Source organism: Nostoc sp. ChiVER01 (genome assembly GCF_034531155.1).
In the GTDB taxonomy this organism is placed as follows: domain Bacteria; phylum Cyanobacteriota; class Cyanobacteriia; order Cyanobacteriales; family Nostocaceae; genus Nostoc.
Map to the genome: position 1 here is coordinate 40175 of NZ_JAVRBS010000031.1, position 19302 is coordinate 59476.

A 19302-nucleotide genomic window follows, 5' to 3' on the forward strand; every position below is an offset into this window, starting at 1 on the left:
CTCACCTTTGTTTAGATTTTTTTGTCAAGCTGTAGGGTGCATTGCGCTTTAGCGAATACTAACGGATAAATATTTTGATAAAACAGCGATGTCTACAACGAGCTATGACGCTCCTGCGTCGCTAACGCTACGCTATCGGCGTCGCAATTATTTAGGTTTGACAAAATTTTCAGTACTACGGCACATCTTAACTTGTCGCTACAGTTGTTTTTCCATTCTTGCCTTCCACACTAGCAACAAATGACGGTTGCTCCGCGTTAGGAGTTTGCGATTGGCCTCGCAGTCCCTTACGACGCTGGCTTTTAGGAACTCCTCCTGCCATGCCATACTCTACACTGCTTTTGCCATATCGAGTTCCAACTGCCATTAACATGTGTTCTGTCATATCTCCCAACTTATCTTCTGTTTCCAGCATTTCATGATACAACTTATCTAAGCTGGAAAGGGCGCTGTTGTAAGCATTTTCTTTAGATCGCATCGTTTCGATCAGGGTTGAAAAAGCAGGTAAAGTAAGTCCATTGCCTAAATCTAAACTTGGATCAATTGAGTTTATGCTAGCGGCACGGCGCACTGCTCTTTCTAACACTACAGAAGTTCTTTTTCTACGAGCCATGATCTACACCTTGGAATCTAGTACGGTTAATATTCTTTACCTTAAAAGGCTTCCGTATAGATCAGCCTGAGAGAATTCTAGCAAATCTGCAATAGTTTTTGCTACATAAGAATAATGGCAGCAGATTGCGCGAACTACTTAAATGAGAAAGCAAACTGGGGTTTGAGAAAGTAAAAGCTGCTTTTGCTTGCGGAAAACACCGAAATGAGAAAGCAAACTGGGGTTTGAGAAAGTAAAAGTTGCTTTTGCTTACTAAATTCGACTTTATTCATATTTCTGAGCTGTAATGCTAATTTTGATCGTCTTGAACAAGAGGTAAGGAAGCAGAGAGCAGTTCTTGTTTTACTGGGGGGACAGGATTGAAAAGCTTTCCCCCCGCTTTGTTCCCTGCCTCTTCGTTGATGGCAGTGCGTAGGCATAGCCTGTCGTAGAAATCGCAGAAGAGGGTTTGTTTTAGTGTTTTACTTTCATCAGTATGCTGGCAGTATGAATGTGTAATTTCGTTCTTAATGGTGTCACTTCCTTTGGAACGAACGGAAAGTAAAAATAAAATCATGCTAAATAAAGCAACTCTCGAACATCGTTTAGCAAATTTTGAAATTGGAAAAATAGGCGCAACAAAAGTTATTAATACCAATAAATAAAATCTATATATTTTTATTGATAGGGTTATTGTCTTGAAAGAATTCTCAGCAAATATAGTCAGCTAACTAACTACAGGAGAACGCTCATGGCTGTATATTTAATCGCAGATGTTAAAGTTACTGATGAAGCCTGGATTCCAGAATACGCAGCAAATGTTCATGATATTGTACATAATCATGGCGGAAAATACCTTTCTCGCAGTGGCAATATTACGACTATTGAAGGCGAGGGGCTAGAAACAACGTTGGTTGCCTTGATGGAATTTCCTTCTATAGATGCAGTGGAAGCGTTTGTTAACGATCCAGCCTATGCAAAATATCGTAAAGCTAGACAGGATGGTAGTATCAGCAGATTTCATATAATTGACGACACTGATCTTGCAGGAAGCATACCCTATTTACCAAAAGGTTAATATCGTCGATTGTCCACTTTGATCAAAATATGGTTTTGATTGCATCGGGTAAAACACTCTACTAGTCTGTTAAGTTTAAATTGTTATAAGCAAGTTCGTACTAAGGATTAAAGTCCTTACTACAAACCCTCAAAACTAACTTAAACAAAGTACTACTTCGCTATCGGAAAATTTAAGACAACAAATCTACTAAAAAATTTCACTGTTTCTAATCCAGCCCTTGAACTAGGAGATGTAGTTTACATTGATTTGAGTGAACAGCTAATTTCTAATTTACACTAGCTTGCCTACATTTGACTGAAGCTCGGTTCTATGTGAACCGAGCATTTCTTGAGATTTTATTTGATAAGCGTTATGCGCCTTAGAGGATGTTTTAAAAGCCCCGGAAGTTACAATTTTATATTTCTGTCAGGGTTATTACAACGCCAAATTCATATTTTAGCTATGTACTAAGATGCAATGCTTTGCTAACCATGAGAGCAAAAAACCCTTTTAAAACATCATCTTCAACAAACGCAATTACTTTGTATATAAGGCAAAGTAATTTTACTTGCGAGTTAGGTTAAGTAGTTCTTTGGGAGAAGCAAGTAAGTCAATAGCCACAAAGTAAATTTGACCTTGAGGGTCGAGTAAAAATCGCCAAGCAATATTCATCCCAACATTACCCCCAAACCAAGGAGTTTCGACCGTACCAGTAATTTTGTGCTGTGTGTAATCATCTTCTATAGTTTCCGAAACGCCTTTGGTTGGCTTCATCACTAACCCTTGTCCCTCATCTCTTAGGTAAGCAGTGATTGCTTCTCGGCCAACAATTGGTTTTTGGAAAGGTGGTTGCAGCGCACCATTGTTAGCAAATAAAGCAACAGCAGCTTCAAAGTTATCTGCATTCATAGCTTCAATGTATTTCAGCACTGTGGGTTCTGTAACTCCCTCAATAGTAAATTGGGGACTTAGAGATGAACGTGGGAACTTAAAGTTTATGACTTCTGCCTGTTTATTATCAGCCAGAGACGGATCAAATCCCATATTTACTACAGTATTGCGTAGTACAGTAATTTGCTGACTCGAATCGATTTTTTGAACAGCTTCTAGCACTGCTTTAACTTGGGTTGACATTTGATAGCCAGCTGGCATAGGAGCGACTATACCCTGTTTCATCCACTCTCCTAACTGCCACCAGAATCCCAATTTGGCATTGACACCAAAGTATGCATAAGAACGGCTGATAGGAGTATCAGCATTACTTGCTAAATCTCTCATTAACTGTGTTTGTTGTTCATGAGACATCTGCTTAATTTCGTTGAATATACCTTCCATTAATTGGAGATTGGCTTTTCCAGGAGCAGCTGGAGTAATTGTACGACCTAGTTCAGCGTAGGCATACCAGAGAAATGCCAATTGATCGTCAACGTTGAGTTTAGCAAACATTGCCGTAGTGGCTGGAACAGCATCTGCCACTTGAGTGCTAGAAAAAATATTCCGTGCAGATTCGATAGTATAACTCATGCTTGTTACCTCAAATATTTATCTATTAAGTAGTTGTTTTCGGCTACATTTTGCAGTTTGAGGGATAAATCTAGGGCATTTTTCCTGGATGACACAATTATCCCTAGATATTCAAATTTGAATTATTATTCACTACTCTGGCATCATAGCTGGTAAACATTAACAAAAGACTAAGATTTATAAGAGATTTATCTGATGAATATCATTGAATGAAATGTATATCTACTGTTTTTTTTCAATTTATGGTCTAACAAAGGTAATTTTTTCAAAAGTATATCCTTCAAAAGGAAGATATATAATTAGATAATATCTATCTTTATAGATAAATATATCTATTTTTTGAGCTTTTTCGGCAATAAAAATAGAATTTGGTAATTGCTTAAATTAGTTATTTTAATTACTGTATGTGTTGGAGTAGATTTATGTTTAGCTGTAGGTTGGGCTAAATAAAGTGAAGTTTGTCTAATGTAAACTCTTGGTTCATTTATTAGTAAAATGCAAGTTACAAATTTTTTTGCGATCGCCATTTAGTTAGGGGATGACTTTGCATCAATCGGTGAAGCCAATTCTCTGGAGATTATGTGTAGGTCAATTGCTCAATCCTACCTGGACTGTATTAAATAATTGATTACACCTAAAATTATTATATGAGTCGGGTAGAACAAATAAAACCATCTAGCCCGTGAACCTTGTATCCCATTGAATTGAAAAACAATGAATCCTGCAAAAATTGCCCAAATTTGAAATATATAATTTATAGATAGAATTACTATAATTAAGTGTAAGCTGCACCAGTAGAGCAACCATACTCTGGGATTGAGTTTGTCTATTAAAGACATCAATAAAATTACTGCAATCCCATATCCTCCATACTCAAATTTCAAAACCTCAGAAACTACTGCACACAATCCAATAATTATTAATTGCTGCCATAATTGTGGACAAAGCCTTACTAAGCGCAACATTACAAGTCCAAGAAGAAGCGTGAAGAGAATATTAAATGAGAACTTTTGGAAAACAACAATATAGATTGGCTGAGATATAATTGCTGTAATTAATAGCCTGCTTCCATAACGGTACACATTTTGGGTGTGTTTTTCGCCTGTAGCCAGAAGCCATGCAAAGAGGGGAAAGCTCAATCGCCCAATAAAGTGCAATATTAAAAAGTCTGGCATTAACAAATAGCACACATGATCCATAACCATGAATACTGCTGCTAAGATTTTAATGCTGAAAGCTGAAAATTTAATCATAAGGTTGAGTTTTAGCGTCAAAATTACTACATAGGTTATTAGCGATCGCTTACTAGTTCAAAAAACATCCTGACTGAAATCCTCCGCTTCTTGAGGGTTGTCCAAACCTTCGACGCCAGTCAAAAACTGGAGGATAACCTTAGCTTGCTGGGTTGACTACGGCTTTCTAACTTATCTATATATTCATCAACCCGATGAATAAAAATCAAGATTTTTAATTTTTATTTGATAAAGGTAATAAAAGAGCGCTACTAAATACTAGCAATTTGATAACATTAACAAAGTTGATGATTGTTTACGACCCAAATTAGGCGATATCTACGACGGGCTAACGCCTACGCCCTCTTCAGCAGATTGGCAGAAATACTATGGCAAAGCGTAAAAAAAGCAATCTCCAGTGGATTAAAGAAACCCTTGAACTAAAGCCTGACCATCATTGGGAATCTCCATCAGGCTATAAAATATTTGTTGCGAATCGTGGAGCTGTTCGCTTCAATGTTCCCCAAGATTGGGTTTTTGAGCCACAAGAAAAATCTTTCAAGTTCCTCGATAAAAAACCCCCTAACGATGATTGTTGTCTAGAAGTATCTTTTAATCCTCTGCCACCCAACGATTGGAGCAAGTTTCCCCTAAAATCTACCTTGAAGAAAGTTCTGGAAAACGACAGCCGCAACATCATTGCTAAGGGAGAAATTATTACCGTCAAGCGCCAAACCGCCAAAATTGTCTGGACAGAGATGAAGTTCATTGACACTCAGGAAGAACCACGAGAAGCTTTTTCGCGGACTTGCATTGCTTTGGGGTCGAATATTCAGTGTTTAATTACATTCGATTATTGGGCAGATCAAGCAGAACAATTAATACCCGTTTGGGATGAAGCGATTCGTAGTCTCACACTAGGGTTGTATATTCGTGACCCAATGACTGGTTTAGCTTTCCCAGACTGAAATCAGCAATACTGTTACTTGCAACCGCTCAACTGTACTGTTATGCGGCTCAGACTTAGTGCGATCGCCAGAGAATCAACAAATTATGTTACGCTGTCAGGGTTATTTGCCAAATGATTAATAAATCTAAATTCCGAAAATTAAAACCACCTAATGCAGCTTTCTCTTTTTACTGATTCTATCCATCCGGCTCTTGCACCAACAAATCTTACAAGCTCACTTCATCCTATTCACAGGTGGGTAAATTTTATAGCTGGATATTCACCTGAGTTTGTCTCAGTATGTATCCGAGAAGCTGGTTTATCTTCGGGAGATATAATTTTAGATCCTTTCGGTGGCTTAGGAACTACACCAGTCCAGAGTTTACTTGATGGTTTCAGTTGCATTACCTGTGAAGCTAATCCTTACTTTGCTGATCTTGCAACAGCAAAGTGTCAAGCTGCGCTTGGCGCTATTAACCCTGATGAAGTTTTCTCTACTTTACATCAACTTTCTCCATATAAAGGAGAATTAGAAGATATCTATTCAGTTGATGCTTTAACGTTTCTGAAGAAACTAATTCCAGAAACCGAACTTAGAGTCCTTGTGAATGCAAGACTCAAAGGATTAGAAATTACTCCAGATAATAAGTTTTTTTATAGATTGGTAGTCTCTGTTATTCTTGAACTAACGAGCAAATCTCAAACTGATGGTATCTACAAAGCACCTACAACTAAGAAAAAATCAAATTCCTTTAAAGATGCTTTGTTACGGGTTGAGTCACAAATAATGGAAGACTTAGATTTAATAACAAAAAAACAGAATATAAGCTATGACCTTTTCTATCTTTGCCAAGCTTTTGATTTGCTCACTATTGGCGTTTTTGTACAGTATCTTCGCTATTGCACCAGAGTATTCTATGACCTGTTGATGTTCTTCGGGAGTCATGGATGCACCTAGTATTGATCACTTTATTCTCCCTTGATAGTGTCTAATTACTCCCCTACCTCATATTTCTGTAACAATCTTTTGGTCTTACTTATTTATTCTTGGTGGAAGAATAAAAACTGGGATGCACCCCAAAAGCGGTTGGTAAGGGAACAGGATTAAGATTAGCGATCGCTCATCAGATTGTAGTCGAAAAACATGGTGGAGCGATCGCTGTCAATTCAACTTTAGGTGATGGTACTGAATTTATAATTACGCTCCCAGTGAAAGGGTATGAAGGGGCACAGGGGATAATTCCTAACTCTTAACTCAGTACTCCCAATGCCCAATCCCTTTATGCTAGATTTGAAGCGGGATAGTTACAAAGTTACAAAGCTATGGTTTAGGTTCTAATGCCTAACTGGTGCGCCATCCTTTAGTATAAGCGTATACCGCCGAGTGCTTAAAACTGTACCATCGTTTGATTAGCTCAGTTGGCAGAGCGATCGACTCTTAATCGGTGCGTCACAGGTTCGAGTCCTGTATCAAACACCAAAGGAAGTTAGCTCACTGGTAGAGCAATCGACTCATAATCGATGTGTTGTAGGTTCGATTCCTATACTTTCACCCAACCCTGTCCGGGTCAAAAGACAATACCCTTCCAAGGTATCCAATATGGTACGGGAGAAATCCCAAAACGGTTCAAGTCCGTCATTTTCCAAACTCTGCGGTGTAAGTGTTCTGCTATTGGTCATTACTCATAAGGGTAGATGTTCTGTAGCCACAGTCAAGGAGTAAGCGCAACTGCATTTCTCCCTAACTTGAGTATCTCCCTTTGTTTTCTACATCTAGTTTTCTTTTAAGATTCTAGATTGGTAAATTGAACGGTATATTTGAGCGCGGTTCTTTTTCTAGATTGCCATTGAGCAGTTTGGGAAAAGTAACAGCAATCTTAATCCAGCTTTGGGGAAGCTTTTGCCCACACCTAAACTGTAAACACTTGCACTTGCAGAGTTAAAAAATATTTTGTAGTATTATAGTAATACAAGTAGCTAAAATTAATCCTTTAGGCTTTGTCCGCAAGGTTACAAACTCCAATAACTGTAGTATTCAAGCTGTAAGACAGCGATTTGCATTGCAGGGGGTATTTGAGTTCAAGCAAGGTTATAAATGTGTTGATCAAATCTTCTTAGCTGGTTGCGATCGCGTAAATTATTTATGCAAATTATTATGTGGCAAAAGTTTTATATCAAACCTAACGAAATCGGCATCTTATATCACCGCAGCGACTTTAAGAAAATTTTGCAACCCGGTACACACACGTATTTTGGTCGGCATTGGCAAGTAAAAATTTATGACCTCAATCAGCCACTAGCTCAGATTGAAAACCTAGAACTGTTGTTGCGAAATCATGAAGCCGAACTGCAACAACATTTATTGATTATCAGAACTGCATTTAATCAAGCTGCGTTAGTCCGCTACGGTCAGAATTGGGTAAGCGTTGCACCAAATAAATTGATTGCTTTTTGGCGTGGTTTTATTGAGGTAGAGTCTCATCTATTCAACTTAGAAGAAAGCTTAGAATTGCCTAGTTCATTTGTGCAACAATTGCGCTCAGTTACCTTGAATGGACTGAAGAAGTTCCAAATATCAGAGTATGAGATTGGTTTACTATATCTGCAAAATAATTTTGTGCGACCTCTAGAATCAGGAGAGTATGCTTTTTGGTCGGTAGATAGAGATGTTACAGTCAGGACTCTCAGCCGAATTATCCCTAACCCAGATTTTCCCCTCGAAGATGTACTCATTGAAAAACATCCCGACTTTGTTGCTGCCTACTGTGAAACAGTACAATTACTGCCTTCGCAAGTTGCAATTGTGCGATATCGAGGGAAAATGATTTCTATTTTGCCACCCACCAGCCGCAAGTTATTTTGGCAGGGTGTTACAGTGGAAATTCTCGACATCAGCGCGGATGCTCAGTTACAGCCTAGCTTAGTGGCTGAGTTGGTTGAGGGTTCAACAGAAGTAAAATTGCTCAGTCGCAACTGTTTGCATATTTGCCAAGTTCCTGCCCATCACGTTGGATTAGTATATATTAATCAAGAGTTTCAAGGACAGCGATCGCCAGGGGTACATGCTTGGTGGTTATTTGGCCGCTCTTTTCAAACCGAAACCATCGACCTGCGACTACAAAATATGGAAGTATCAGGCCAAGACATCCTCTCTAAAGATAAAGTACCTCTGCGGTTGAATTTGACTGCTGGCTTCCGTATACTCGACCCATTGAGGGCAAAAAACGGATTGTCAGATATTTCTGGTTATTTGTACAAAGAATTACAGTTTGCTTTGCGTGGTGCGGTCGGCGAACGCAACTTAGATGCTTTATTAGAAGATAAAGGTGCAATTGATAGAAGCATCTCTGAATACATTCGCCAGAAAGCCGCAGACTATGGAATTGAAGTAGATTCTGTAGGTGTCAAAGACATTATTTTACCTGGCGAAATTAAGACTATCTTGAGTAAGGTAGTGGAGGCAGAAAAAGCCGCTCAAGCCAACGTAGTCAGACGTAGAGAAGAAACTGCTGCTACTCGTAGTATGTTAAACACTGCCAAAGTGATGGAGGATAACCCCGTTGCATTGCGTTTGAAGGAACTCGAAGTATTAGAGCGGATTGCAGAGAAGATTGATCGCATTCAAGTTAACGGCAGCTTGGATAGTATTTTGACAGACTTGATTCGGATGAATCCGCAGTAACTTGACAAATTAGCCTTTAATAACTCGGATCTCTTCTTAACAACATGAGTCTTTCTCAAGTACTACTTCGGGAGCATTTCACACAGAATCTTTAGACATCTTTACAACAGGGGTAAAATAGAAGTAATTCCCTTTTATTGAAAACGTCATATACTCAAAGCAGTGCAAAACTATGGCGTACAGCGATTTTACTTTAGAAAAAGCTGCGGCTGTTTTGGGAATAACCACCCAAGAAGCAGATTTGTTTCCCAAGCTTGTACCTCTTTCTATTCCTTCATGGTTAAATGAAACTTTAGGAAAGCGAACCCAATTAGCTTTGATTAGTGAAAAAGCTCGAAGCGAATTTATTATTGTACCGATTTTACTAACCTGTCGCGATCTGAGCCAAGATAGCTTGGCTATTTTCTCTGGACAAAGACTTGATGTTGATCCTGCACAGGGCTTGATTGGGGAATGTGATTTTATTTTAGCAATAGCTCCACCTTTACCACCGTTGCGATCGCCAATTCTCACTGTTGTGGAAGCGAAGAAAAATGATGTTGAAGCTGGGTTAGGACAGTGCATCGCGCAAATGGTAGCGGCGGATTTATTCAATCGTTCATCTGGACAAGCAGAAATACCTGTGTATGGATGCGTGACAACAGGAGAAGTTTGGCAGTTTCTTCAACTTTCGCAAAAAGTGGCTTTGCTTGATAAGCAAAGATATTACTTGGATAACGTAGGAGCTATTTTGGCAATTGTACAGACAATTGTTCAGAAATTCAGTAGTTAATTTTTATAAAGCTTTCTTTTCACCAGTGGATGAATCTACTTTTGAGTTGGGGCGATCGCTATATACTTGGTCTCATAAAATGTCAGTGAAAATAGTTTTTTATTAAAAAATGATGGGTAGATTGCGATCGCTCGTAAAGGCAATTAAATCATCTTTATTACATTACCTTCATTTACTAGCTTGAATGTTACGAATTCCGATTAGTAGTCAGTTGTTGGTTAGAGCATCAGAGTTTCGTACTGGCTCTTACGGAAGTGAGATAGTATACTTGTATTATAGTTACTCGATTAATATATGGTAGAGATAAAGCTTTCCCTTGAAGGTGAAGAAACTGATATTGCTGCTGAAAAACTGTTTGAAACCACTGGTCTACAGGGTAGTTGGGAAATTGCAGTAAATTCTGTGACTACTAAAGAAGGTACATTGGCTGTCATAGGCACTGTGGTTGGGATTGTAGGAGGTACAGTTGCAGTTGCTGAACAAATCCGTAAGTGGTATCAGGAACACAAACGATCTAATAAGAAGTTTGATGTAGTACTTGTAACTGACGATGTGCGAGTGGTCTTAGAAAATGCCACCATTGAAGACATCTGTGCAGTGTTAGAAGAGTTGGAGAGTTAATGTGCAGACGCTTTACATCAAATTAGTACCGCTTGAAAAACACTTTGTAGAATTGCGTTATGCAGTGGGATATCCAGCAAGATACGAAACACAACAGCTTGATGTATCAGCAATTGAAAACTTAATTCAGAAGGCAAAAGGTAGCTACTACATGCTGATGCCTGATTTAAAAGGAATTGGGTATCAATTATTTTGTTGGTTGGATGGAACTGGCAGGTGGCTAAGTCGAGCAATTAATAATTGCACAGAGGAAGGGTTAATTTTGGCGCTAGATGTGCGTGGACGATTAGGGCATCTGCCTTGGGAAACGTTGCATAATGGAGAGCAATTTTTAATAGAACGTGTTAATCCAGTTGTCGTTCCAATACGTTGGGTTGATCGTTCTATTCAAGATTTAGAGGATACCCAGCAACGTCCTTTACGCATTTTATTCATGGCAACATCGCCAGACGATGTAGAACCGCCGCTCGATTTTGAGCAGGAAGAAGCTCAAATTTTGACACAAACAAGAGATATTCCTCTTAATTTACGAGTAGAAGAAAGTGGTTGTATTGCAGAACTAGGTAAACTCTGGGGACGTTATCGTGAACCGTTTGATGTTTTTCACCTGACGGGACATGCATCTATCAAGGATGAACGGCCGTTTTTTCTTACAGAAACTGAAACTGGTGAACTCTACCCAGCATACGCATCAGAGATTGCTTCAGCTTTAAGGTTTCGCATACCACAGCTAGTGTTTTTATCAGGCTGCCGAACAGGTGAAGCGGCGAGTGATGGTGCAGTATCTTCTTTAGCTGAATCATTAATTGAGCAAGGTTGTCGAGCCGTTTTAGGATGGGGACGACCGATCGCAGATGTAGTAGCTACACAAGCCGCAGCATATCTCTACAGCAAACTAGCTGCCGGCTATGAACTTTCGGAGGCACTTGGTAGTACTTATCAATATCTACGAAAGGCCAAAGTTGAGGATTGGCATCTACTTAGGCTTTATATCCGAGGTCAGTGTCCAAAAGCATTGGTTGAACCATTAGGCGATCAAGTATGGTTGCCAGAAGAACCGATTTATGAACAGTTTCTAGATTCGCAAGGAATTGTTCGGGTTGCCACACCACAGGAGTTTGTAGGAAGACGCAGAATACTGCAACGTACCTTGAGAGCATTACGGGCAGCAGATAAATTAGGTGTAATTTTATATGGTTTAGGTGGAGTTGGCAAAAGCACTGTTGCAGCAAGGCTTTTAGAACGTTTACAAGGCTATGATGAAATCTTTATCTATCGGCAATTAGATGAGGATAAACTGCTAAGGCAGCTTGCTGAACAATGTCTTTCAGAAACGGGACAAAAAATTCTACAAAGTAATCTGCCACTCACGCAAAAGTTAACCAAATTCTTACGAGAAGGACTCAATGAGCAAGCCCAGAGACTAATCTTTGTTCTTGATGACTTTGAAGCAAACCTGGAATTGAGAACAGATGGTAACGCAGTCCTAAAGCCTGAAGCTGTACCAGTCTTGATATCTCTGTTGAAAGCAATAACTCAATCGCGTCTTCCACACCGGATTATTATTACATCCAGGTATGATTTTTTGCTTTCAGAGCTAAATCAGCGATTGGATCGAGAGCAGTTAGCTGCCTTATCAGGTACTGAACTACAGAAAAAATGTACCCGCTTAGTATCTTTTGCACCTGGTTCTGAAATTGATCGAGAGTTACAACTCAAAGCTTTGACAACTTCGGCAGGTAATCCCCGTTTGTTAGAGTGGTTAAACAAAGTTTTACAAGTGCAACAAGTTGGTAAGGCACAAATCCTAGAACAGGTAGAGAAAACCACACAAGAGTTTCGTGAAAGTATTCTGGCCGAGGAACTACTGAGTCGACAACCAATCAAATTACAACGAATGCTGGCGTTTGCCTTGGTGTATGACTTACCAGTACCTCAGTCTGCAATAGAAGTCCTTTGTCCAAAAACTTTCGATGTAAACAGTTATATTTCTAAAGCTGTTGCTCTGGGTTTACTTGAGTGTATACATTCTCAAGAAGAAACTTTGTATTATGTTCCACGAATTATAGAGCCGCTTCTTGATTTTCCTAAAGATTCCATAGAATTATACAGAACTGCTGCGAAACATTTGGATGAAATATGGTTTACCAAAGGTTTTGTAAAGGGCATAGAGGCAGAGGAAAAACTATCAGAAAGCTCTCTGCTTAATGATCCTTTTGAGCAAGCCATGCCTACCGATAGATTGTTTGCGTTGTATCAACTCGCAACTAAAGCTTTTAACCCAGATTTATTAACTAGAGCAAATTGGTTTTTAGTCATGCGGCTCAACCGCCAAGGAAGGTACAGAGAAGTAGCGGCACTATGTAAATTTGTCCGTGATGGAGCTTATGCTCACTTAAAAATTCATATTATCTCTTTTAGGCTCCTTTACTACTTAGCAAAAGCGCAAGAAAATATTGGGGAAGTGGAAGAGGCTTTGTATAACTATCAAGAGGCACTAAAATTTTGTTCGGATGAATATGAAACTGAAAAAGCTGCAATTCTTCATGATTTAGGGGATTTATATGTTAAGCAGGGTAACTATCAGCAAGCCATGACAATATGTCAGCAGGTTATAAAAATTGATGAGAAAGATAATAATAAGCTCGGTAAAGCTAAGTCTCTAAGTCAAATGGCAGATATCAAGAGAGAATTAGGTGAACCCGAAGAAGCACTCAAATTATATATGGAAGTACTAGAACTTACTCAAGAAACAGGAGATAAAAACTTTCTCTATACTGTACAAAATAACATTGCCACTCTTCAAGTTGATCTTGGTCAAACTGATGCTTGGGATAACCTATTACCAAGTTTAGTTTCACATAGAACGCAGTCCGAAAACCTTGAGGATAAAATTCCACTCCTCAGCAATACAGCATCGCTGAGGCTTAAACAAGGTGAAATAGAAGAGGCAAGAGAGATTTTAGAGCAGTTGAACAAATTACTGCCTCAAATTGATAACTCTTGGCTCAAGGCAATGCTTTTACATAATCTAGCCACTTTCCGGTCAGAATGTGGTGATCGTGAGCTTGCTTTAAAGCTTTACAATCAAGCTCTTGAACTGCACAGAAAGAATGGTGATCAACCGCGTGAAGCAATGACACTTCAGGAGATAGGAATTCTCTATGAGCGTCAAAATAATGTCAGTGAAGCTTTAAAGTTTCTTGAAGATTCTTACCAGTTGTCATTGAAAATTGGAAATAAAGACACTCAAGCCCATGTTTTACCACGAATCGCATCAATACTTATTGATCAAGATAATTTAGATGAGGCCGAAGAGAAATTAAATACAGCTTTAGCAGTACTTAATCAGTTTAACAATCCAAAACATTATGCGCTCGCTCTTAGAGAAATGGGACGGCTTAAAATAAAACAAGAAAATTATAATACAGGAGCAGATTTTTTAGGGGAAGCTTTAGAGAAATGCAGTTCAGTTGTTGATGTTGTTCTTCGAGCTACTATTCTCAAGCTTTTAGGAGAGGTTATTTCCTTTCTTGGTGAAGTAGATATAGCACTTGAGCATTTAACAGAGTCCTTAAATATTTATCAAAAACTAAATTTTACTAAAGATGTCGAAGAAGTTAGAGGGCTAATTAAAAATGCTCAACTAAAAAAACCTGCACAGTTGTATCAAGCAGCGATCGCCGAAACCGAAAAAGGTAATGCAAGAGCGGCACTTGATTTACTTGAGCAAGCCCTGCCTATGATCGAAGAAGTTGGTGATGAAGAAATCAAAGTATACATTTTGCTATCAATGGGAAACCTTTTGATAGATGAAGGGGATTTTAAGGATGGTGTTAAAAAAGCATCTCAAGCAATTGAGATTGCCAAGCAGCATAATCTTCCTGAAAAGGAAAAGATAGAAAATATTGCCCTTGCAGTACAGTACGGAAAACTAAGACACCTTTTTGATTCGGCTCAGGAAAAATGTGAAAGTCGAAAATTTGACGAAGTGTTAAATTTAGCTCACCAATGTTTAGAACTTTCAGAAATATTAAAGGATGTTCACTGGTGTTCAGAAGTTTTCTCAATGCTTGGTCAAATCAAGGCACATCAGGGCGATTATCAAGGTGGAGTACAAGATTTGGAAAGGGCGGTTTCTTTGGTTCAAGAAAATCAACTTGATGGAATTGACGAATTACAGGAAATAATTTTCACAGTAAAGAACAATGAGGCAGTTTGCTTATACGAACAAGCTAATTTTGCTGCTCAACAAGGAAATATAGAAGAGGCAATTGAACTTGCTCGAAAAGCGTATGAATTTCAGTGCAGTATTAATCATAAAAACAGCCAACCCGCTACTTTAGCCTTACTGGGACAACTGTTGCTAGCCCAAAATAAATCCGATGAAGGATTAAAGCAGCTACAACAAGCATTAGATATTGCCCAAGAGCTACAAGCACAAGAAATTATAGATCAGCTTCAAGAGATGATTTCCGTATTTTCCAGGGATATTGAAGACAAAGATATTGGTGGTGAGTAATTATAAAGTTTTATGCGATCGCACCATTTAATCTAAAAAATCGCCATTAAAAATAGTCTTTCATTTTACAGTTTTTCTTTTAGCAAAATGCCAGCAAATCCTAAAAACCAGATTCCATAAGAGTTATACTATCTAAAGCATCAAAACAGATTGTTCTTAGATAATCTTGCAACTGGCATTTAGACTAAAAATAGGCTCTTTTTTCTCCTGCCGCAAAAAAACCTTGTATTATATAATGTTGAAGTGCGATCGCTAGGTTCGGAGTAATCCCAAGAGTGCATTTGACGGAAAGGAAGACCCATCTTTTGGAAGACATACTTCTCTTTCACACCAGAAGCTACCAAATCAGGCTTCAGCGCCTTGATAAATTCCTCGAATTCGTAAGCGGTAACGTCGTCATAAACGATGGTTCCGTTTTCGATGTAGTGAGTGGTACGTTTGTAGTCATCGTTATGAGCGAACTCATAACCTGTACCAATCATCTTCATGCCCAAGTCTTGGAAAGCTGGGACAACGTGGCGAGGACGTAGACCACCAACCATGATGGCAACGGTCTTACCATCCAAACGGGGGCGGTACTTAGCAACTACCGCATCCATTGTGGGCTGATACTTGGCGATAACTTTCTCAGCGTTTGCTTGGATTGTTTCGTCAAATTTGGAAGCAATTTCCCGTAAAGATTCAGCAATCTTGGTGGGGCCGAAGAAGTTGTATTCCAACCAGGGTATACAGTAGGCTGAAGCCTGAAATCCTTATATATAAACGGTTTTACAAGTCTGCGTTTTGTGTGGCTTATTTTTGTCTTAAAGCTTATGATTTAAACATCCAAAACTCTAGTGAAATGGTAATTTGATTTGCAAGTTGTGGCTTACTGGAGTAAAGGAGCGCGAAGTCTAGCTGTATGCCCAACAGAATTAGTAATTGGGACTTAACCCTCGACTGGAGATGCAACAAATGAAGTTACTCTCTTCGACGTTAACCCCAAAGAGAGTAACTTCATTTGTTGCCGGATAACAAGTGTTGTCCGGTAAATTTTCGTCAAAATTCGCTGGCGAATAACATATATGTTGTCCAGCAAATTTTTGCAATTACTTGCAGAACATTTGTCAAAGTTTATACACTAGGCTAAAACGCGAGTGTATTGGCTATGGATGTACTAGGAAGGCCGATGAGTCAAAACGGGGTAGTGCATTTGATGGATAGCGAAAATCCGCGATCGCAAACTTGGTTTACTTTGTGCGGTCGTAAAATTCGCGCTGCTCACGCTCTACCGTTGCAAAAGTTTGATGCTGGCGAGAACTGCTGTACAGTGTGCGTCAGGATGCAACGCAGTAATTTGTTGCTGCACTCTCGATTCTTGCCAGCTTAACCACTTTCCCAGTAATGCAGTTCTAGCAGTATTTTTGTCAAATAAAGACAATAGACTCATATATCAGTCTATGTGTTTTGCAAATTTTTGCAGATTTTAAAACCACGCGGAAATTGCTTGGAGATATATTATATGTCCGAAAATTAAACCACGCGAAAATTGCAGGTTGCACGGTTGCTGTTATGCAACGTTATAGCGTTGAGCGAGGGTTAATATTTCGCATAGCGCAACATGGGGTGTAGCAAGGCTTGTAATGAGTTGTTAAGATTTTCCACCCATAGGGTGGTTACATCCCTAGCACTAAAATTTTCACGTGGTTTTGCGTGGTTTGTTTTTCGGATACCTTAAGGTTTCCCATAGTTTTAACGTGGTTTGAAATTGTCGCTGTTTTTGATGAGTGATTGCTTACTCTCCCTATCGAACCTTAACCCTTGACCGGTTTGTCGTTAACTACAATTGCACGACTGTTGCGCGATCGCTAACTCTCCCGATTGAGCCTTAACCCTTAACTGGTTTGTCGTTTATTAAAAGTGAGTATTGGCGCATGAATTTTGCAACAGTTCCGGGACATAGGGAAATGTATAACATTTCCAGAGTACGCAACACTGCCACAGCTTGCGATCGCTCTGCGGGATTCACACTTTACTCACGCTAAGGAACCTTTAAGGGTTCCGGTTTTAGTTACGCGAGAATTACCTTGATCGCCCGACGTTTTTGTACGCAATCGGCGGCGGCTGGTCTTGGTGCTGCACGTTGCAATAACTTCCAACTTCAACTTACAACTTCACCTGCTAGTTGGTGGAAGTTGGAAGTCAAAACCGGAAGTTACATCTACTCAATTGCGATCGCAGTCGAGCGGGCGTGTACGTCATTGCGTTTTCGTTGAGTGAAACTCAATCGAGTGTTAAGGCTCGACCGGGAGAGTGAGCGATCGCTCAATTGTCATCGAATTGTCGTTGAGTGAAACGCCATTAAGGGTTAAGGCCCAATCGGGAGAGTTAGCGATCGCGTTGCAGACAATTTACGGTAGCCTTCAGCGAGCGCCCAACGTTTTTGTAGTCCACGGGTACTACTTCAAAAAGCTACAATCAGTACCACCTTTCTCTCTTACCCAATCATTAATTTCTGGGATGAAATAGCTAAATAAAGCAACTTCATCCTCTAGTGATATATGCAATTCCGGTTTTGAAAGTCCCTCAACAGTCCTATAAGCGCTCTGATAAATGTTGGGGTATTTCTCTTTCAAAAAGTCTCTAACTAACTCGAATGCGTCTGCACTGGACGGAAAAACGACGATAAGTTCTTTGCAAGACAATGCAAACTTCTTGTTTAAAACAGACACTAAATTGAACTCTGAAAGTTTATCTCTCAACCCAAGCTGTTTATCTAAAAAATCAAACCTAATTTTACTTGTTTCACAGATCCAATCGCGCCCAAAAATGAGGCTGTATTGCTTCTGAACTGCCTTGTTGATGATATCCAGCCCTTCTACTGTGTTTTGGCGTGAGGCGATATCAGCAGCGAGAGTTGGGTCAGCCTTGCCATACCTGATAAAAGTCTTGGCTACATAGTTGGCAAAGGCTGGATCGAGGTAGCTGGCTAGGTGAACTGCCATGATTGGGTGAACCCAAGTTACCCAGGTTTTACCTACGCGCTCAACAATCCAGGGTTCAGCATTTGACTCTGTAATTTTCAACTGCTCTAATCTAGCTTTTGTTTCTGGGAATCGCTTCCAGTTTCTCAAGTCATACCCAAAACGCTTACACCATTCGGTAGCGTTGATGTAGTCGTCATCTCGCTGTGCATCTTGCACCAAATTACTAAATTGCTCTATGTTTAAATTTGACATATAAATTTCTTATTGTTCTGAAAATGTTAAACAACTCCTGCCTAAGCCGGAGTTGTTTTTTGCTCTGATTCACTTTCGTCTGAAAAAAAAGTTTGCTTGCGGGAAGAGTTGGGTCAGCCTTGGCGCACATGACAATAATCTTGGCTATATAGTTGGCAAAGGCTGGATCGAGGTAGCTGGCTAGGTGAACTGCCATGATTGGGTGAACCCAAGTTACCCAGGTTTTACCTACGCGCTCAACAATCCAGGGTTCAGCATTTGACTCTGTAATTTTCAACTGCTCTAATCTAGCTTTTGTTTCTGGCAACTGCTTCCAGTTATTAAGTCGATACCCAAAATGCTTGCACCATTCGGTAGCGTTGATGTAGCCGTCGCCTCGCCGTGCGTCTTGTATCAATTTGTCAAACTGCTCTCTTTGTGACATATAAATTCCTCGTTACCAAACTTCACTCAGTGGTTGATTGTGTAGAGCCTACACAGTCAACTTCACTCAGTGGTTGATTGTGTAGAGCCTACACAGTCAACTTCACTCAGTAGTTGATTGTGTAGAGCCTACACAGTCAACTTCACTCAGTAGATCACCTCTAAAAACAACTCAAATGCTTGCCCAGAGCAATCAAGCGCTAGTTAACATCAATTGCTAAGGAATATTACAAGTGATCAAGTGATCAAAGAAGTGATCAACGGTTGATTGTGTAGAGCCTACACAGTCAACTTCACTCAGTAGTTGATTGTGTAGAGCCTACACAGTCAACTTCACTCAGTAGATCACCTCTAAAAACAACTCAAATGCTTGCCCAGAGCAATCAAGCGCTAGTTAACATCAATTGCTAAGGAATATTACAAGTGATCAAGTGATCAAAGAAGTGATCAACGGTTGATTGTGTAGAGCCTACACAGTCAACTTCACTCAGTAGTTGATTGTGTAGAGCCTACACAGTCAACTTCACTCAGTAGATCACCTCTAAAAACAACTCAAATGCTTGCCCAGAGCAATCAAGCGCTAGTTAACATCAATTGCTAAGGAATATTACAAGTGATCAAGTGATCAAAGAAGTGATCAACGGTTGATCACATCTAACGCCTTACAGAGCAAGGGTTAGAGGTCGATGTGATCAAGTGATCAATGA

At 39.6% G+C, this 19302-nt stretch carries 16 protein-coding genes, 2 tRNA genes and 1 pseudogene; 12 read left to right on the forward strand and 7 right to left on the reverse strand.

Annotated features, from left to right (window positions below; genetic code table 11):
- Nucleotides 1–187: 187 nt before the first annotated feature.
- The gene (locus RMY00_RS29480) at nucleotides 188–613 is read right to left on the reverse strand and encodes a hypothetical protein (RefSeq protein WP_322650931.1); all 426 of its coding nucleotides are present in this window, start codon (nucleotides 611–613) and stop codon (nucleotides 188–190) included.
- A 289-nt stretch (nucleotides 614–902) separates the two neighbouring features.
- Nucleotides 903–1169: a hypothetical protein gene (locus tag RMY00_RS29485; RefSeq protein ID WP_322650932.1), complete on the reverse strand. Its 267-nt coding sequence runs from the start codon at nucleotides 1167–1169 to the stop codon at nucleotides 903–905.
- A 174-nt stretch (nucleotides 1170–1343) separates the two neighbouring features.
- Between RMY00_RS29485 and RMY00_RS29490 the strand changes: the two genes are divergently transcribed.
- Nucleotides 1344–1670 carry a DUF1330 domain-containing protein gene (locus tag RMY00_RS29490; RefSeq protein WP_322650933.1) on the forward strand — a complete coding sequence of 109 codons (327 nt, stop codon included), beginning with the start codon at nucleotides 1344–1346 and terminating at the stop codon, nucleotides 1668–1670.
- A gap of 546 nt (nucleotides 1671–2216) precedes the next feature.
- Here the strand turns inward: RMY00_RS29490 and RMY00_RS29495 are convergent.
- Nucleotides 2217–3176, reverse strand: a complete 960-nt coding sequence (locus tag RMY00_RS29495) for an orange carotenoid protein N-terminal domain-containing protein (RefSeq protein WP_322650934.1) — start codon at nucleotides 3174–3176, stop codon at nucleotides 2217–2219.
- A 602-nt stretch (nucleotides 3177–3778) separates the two neighbouring features.
- The gene (locus RMY00_RS29500) at nucleotides 3779–4429 is read right to left on the reverse strand and encodes a TraX family protein (RefSeq protein ID WP_322650935.1); all 651 of its coding nucleotides are present in this window, start codon (nucleotides 4427–4429) and stop codon (nucleotides 3779–3781) included.
- A gap of 368 nt (nucleotides 4430–4797) precedes the next feature.
- Here RMY00_RS29500 and RMY00_RS29505 point away from each other — a divergent pair, with 368 nt between their 5' ends.
- The 9 genes from RMY00_RS29505 to RMY00_RS29550 all read left to right on the forward strand — a co-directional run bounded on the left by RMY00_RS29505 (nucleotide 4798) and on the right by RMY00_RS29550 (nucleotide 14954).
- Nucleotides 4798–5376: a hypothetical protein gene (locus RMY00_RS29505; protein ID WP_109012220.1), complete on the forward strand. Its 579-nt coding sequence runs from the start codon at nucleotides 4798–4800 to the stop codon at nucleotides 5374–5376.
- A gap of 153 nt (nucleotides 5377–5529) precedes the next feature.
- Nucleotides 5530–6315: a hypothetical protein gene (locus tag RMY00_RS36275; protein WP_416212115.1), complete on the forward strand. Its 786-nt coding sequence runs from the start codon at nucleotides 5530–5532 to the stop codon at nucleotides 6313–6315.
- 107 nt (nucleotides 6316–6422) lie between these two features.
- The gene (locus RMY00_RS29520; protein WP_322650967.1) at nucleotides 6423–6611 is read left to right on the forward strand and encodes an ATP-binding protein; all 189 of its coding nucleotides are present in this window, start codon (nucleotides 6423–6425) and stop codon (nucleotides 6609–6611) included.
- 150 nt (nucleotides 6612–6761) lie between these two features.
- Nucleotides 6762–6837, forward strand: a tRNA-Lys gene (locus RMY00_RS29525).
- 1 nt (nucleotide 6838) lies between these two features.
- A tRNA-Met gene (locus tag RMY00_RS29530) sits at nucleotides 6839–6913 on the forward strand.
- Between the two features lie 599 nt (nucleotides 6914–7512).
- Complete coding sequence (locus RMY00_RS29535) at nucleotides 7513–9039, forward strand: slipin family protein (RefSeq protein ID WP_322650968.1); 1527 nt, start codon at nucleotides 7513–7515, stop codon at nucleotides 9037–9039.
- A 172-nt stretch (nucleotides 9040–9211) separates the two neighbouring features.
- Nucleotides 9212–9811, forward strand: coding sequence for a hypothetical protein (locus RMY00_RS29540; RefSeq protein WP_322650937.1), 600 nt, complete (start codon nucleotides 9212–9214; stop codon nucleotides 9809–9811).
- 294 nt (nucleotides 9812–10105) lie between these two features.
- Nucleotides 10106–10432 carry a hypothetical protein gene (locus tag RMY00_RS29545; protein ID WP_322650938.1) on the forward strand — a complete coding sequence of 109 codons (327 nt, stop codon included), beginning with the start codon at nucleotides 10106–10108 and terminating at the stop codon, nucleotides 10430–10432.
- Between the two features lies 1 nt (nucleotide 10433).
- Nucleotides 10434–14954, forward strand: coding sequence for a tetratricopeptide repeat protein (locus RMY00_RS29550; protein ID WP_322650939.1), 4521 nt, complete (start codon nucleotides 10434–10436; stop codon nucleotides 14952–14954).
- Between the two features lie 179 nt (nucleotides 14955–15133).
- On the opposite strand, the pseudogene RMY00_RS29555 reads toward RMY00_RS29550, so the two are convergent.
- Nucleotides 15134–15691, reverse strand: a pseudogene (locus RMY00_RS29555) (nitrogenase component 1); the annotation flags it as partial.
- A 431-nt stretch (nucleotides 15692–16122) separates the two neighbouring features.
- On the opposite strand from RMY00_RS29555, the gene RMY00_RS29560 reads away from it, so the two are divergent.
- Complete coding sequence (locus RMY00_RS29560; protein ID WP_322650940.1) at nucleotides 16123–16323, forward strand: hypothetical protein; 201 nt, start codon at nucleotides 16123–16125, stop codon at nucleotides 16321–16323.
- 697 nt (nucleotides 16324–17020) lie between these two features.
- Nucleotides 17021–17209, forward strand: a complete 189-nt coding sequence (locus tag RMY00_RS29565) for a hypothetical protein (RefSeq protein ID WP_322650941.1) — start codon at nucleotides 17021–17023, stop codon at nucleotides 17207–17209.
- 183 nt (nucleotides 17210–17392) lie between these two features.
- Here RMY00_RS29565 and RMY00_RS29570 read toward each other — a convergent pair whose 3' ends face one another.
- Together RMY00_RS29570 and RMY00_RS29575 are read right to left on the reverse strand one after the other, a co-directional pair.
- Nucleotides 17393–18172, reverse strand: coding sequence for a KilA-N domain-containing protein (locus RMY00_RS29570; RefSeq protein ID WP_322650942.1), 780 nt, complete (start codon nucleotides 18170–18172; stop codon nucleotides 17393–17395).
- The gene (locus RMY00_RS29575) at nucleotides 18144–18596 is read right to left on the reverse strand and encodes a KilA-N domain-containing protein (protein ID WP_322650943.1); all 453 of its coding nucleotides are present in this window, start codon (nucleotides 18594–18596) and stop codon (nucleotides 18144–18146) included. Before RMY00_RS29575 ends, RMY00_RS29570 begins: the two co-directional genes overlap by 29 nt.
- Nucleotides 18597–19302: the final 706 nt, after the last annotated feature.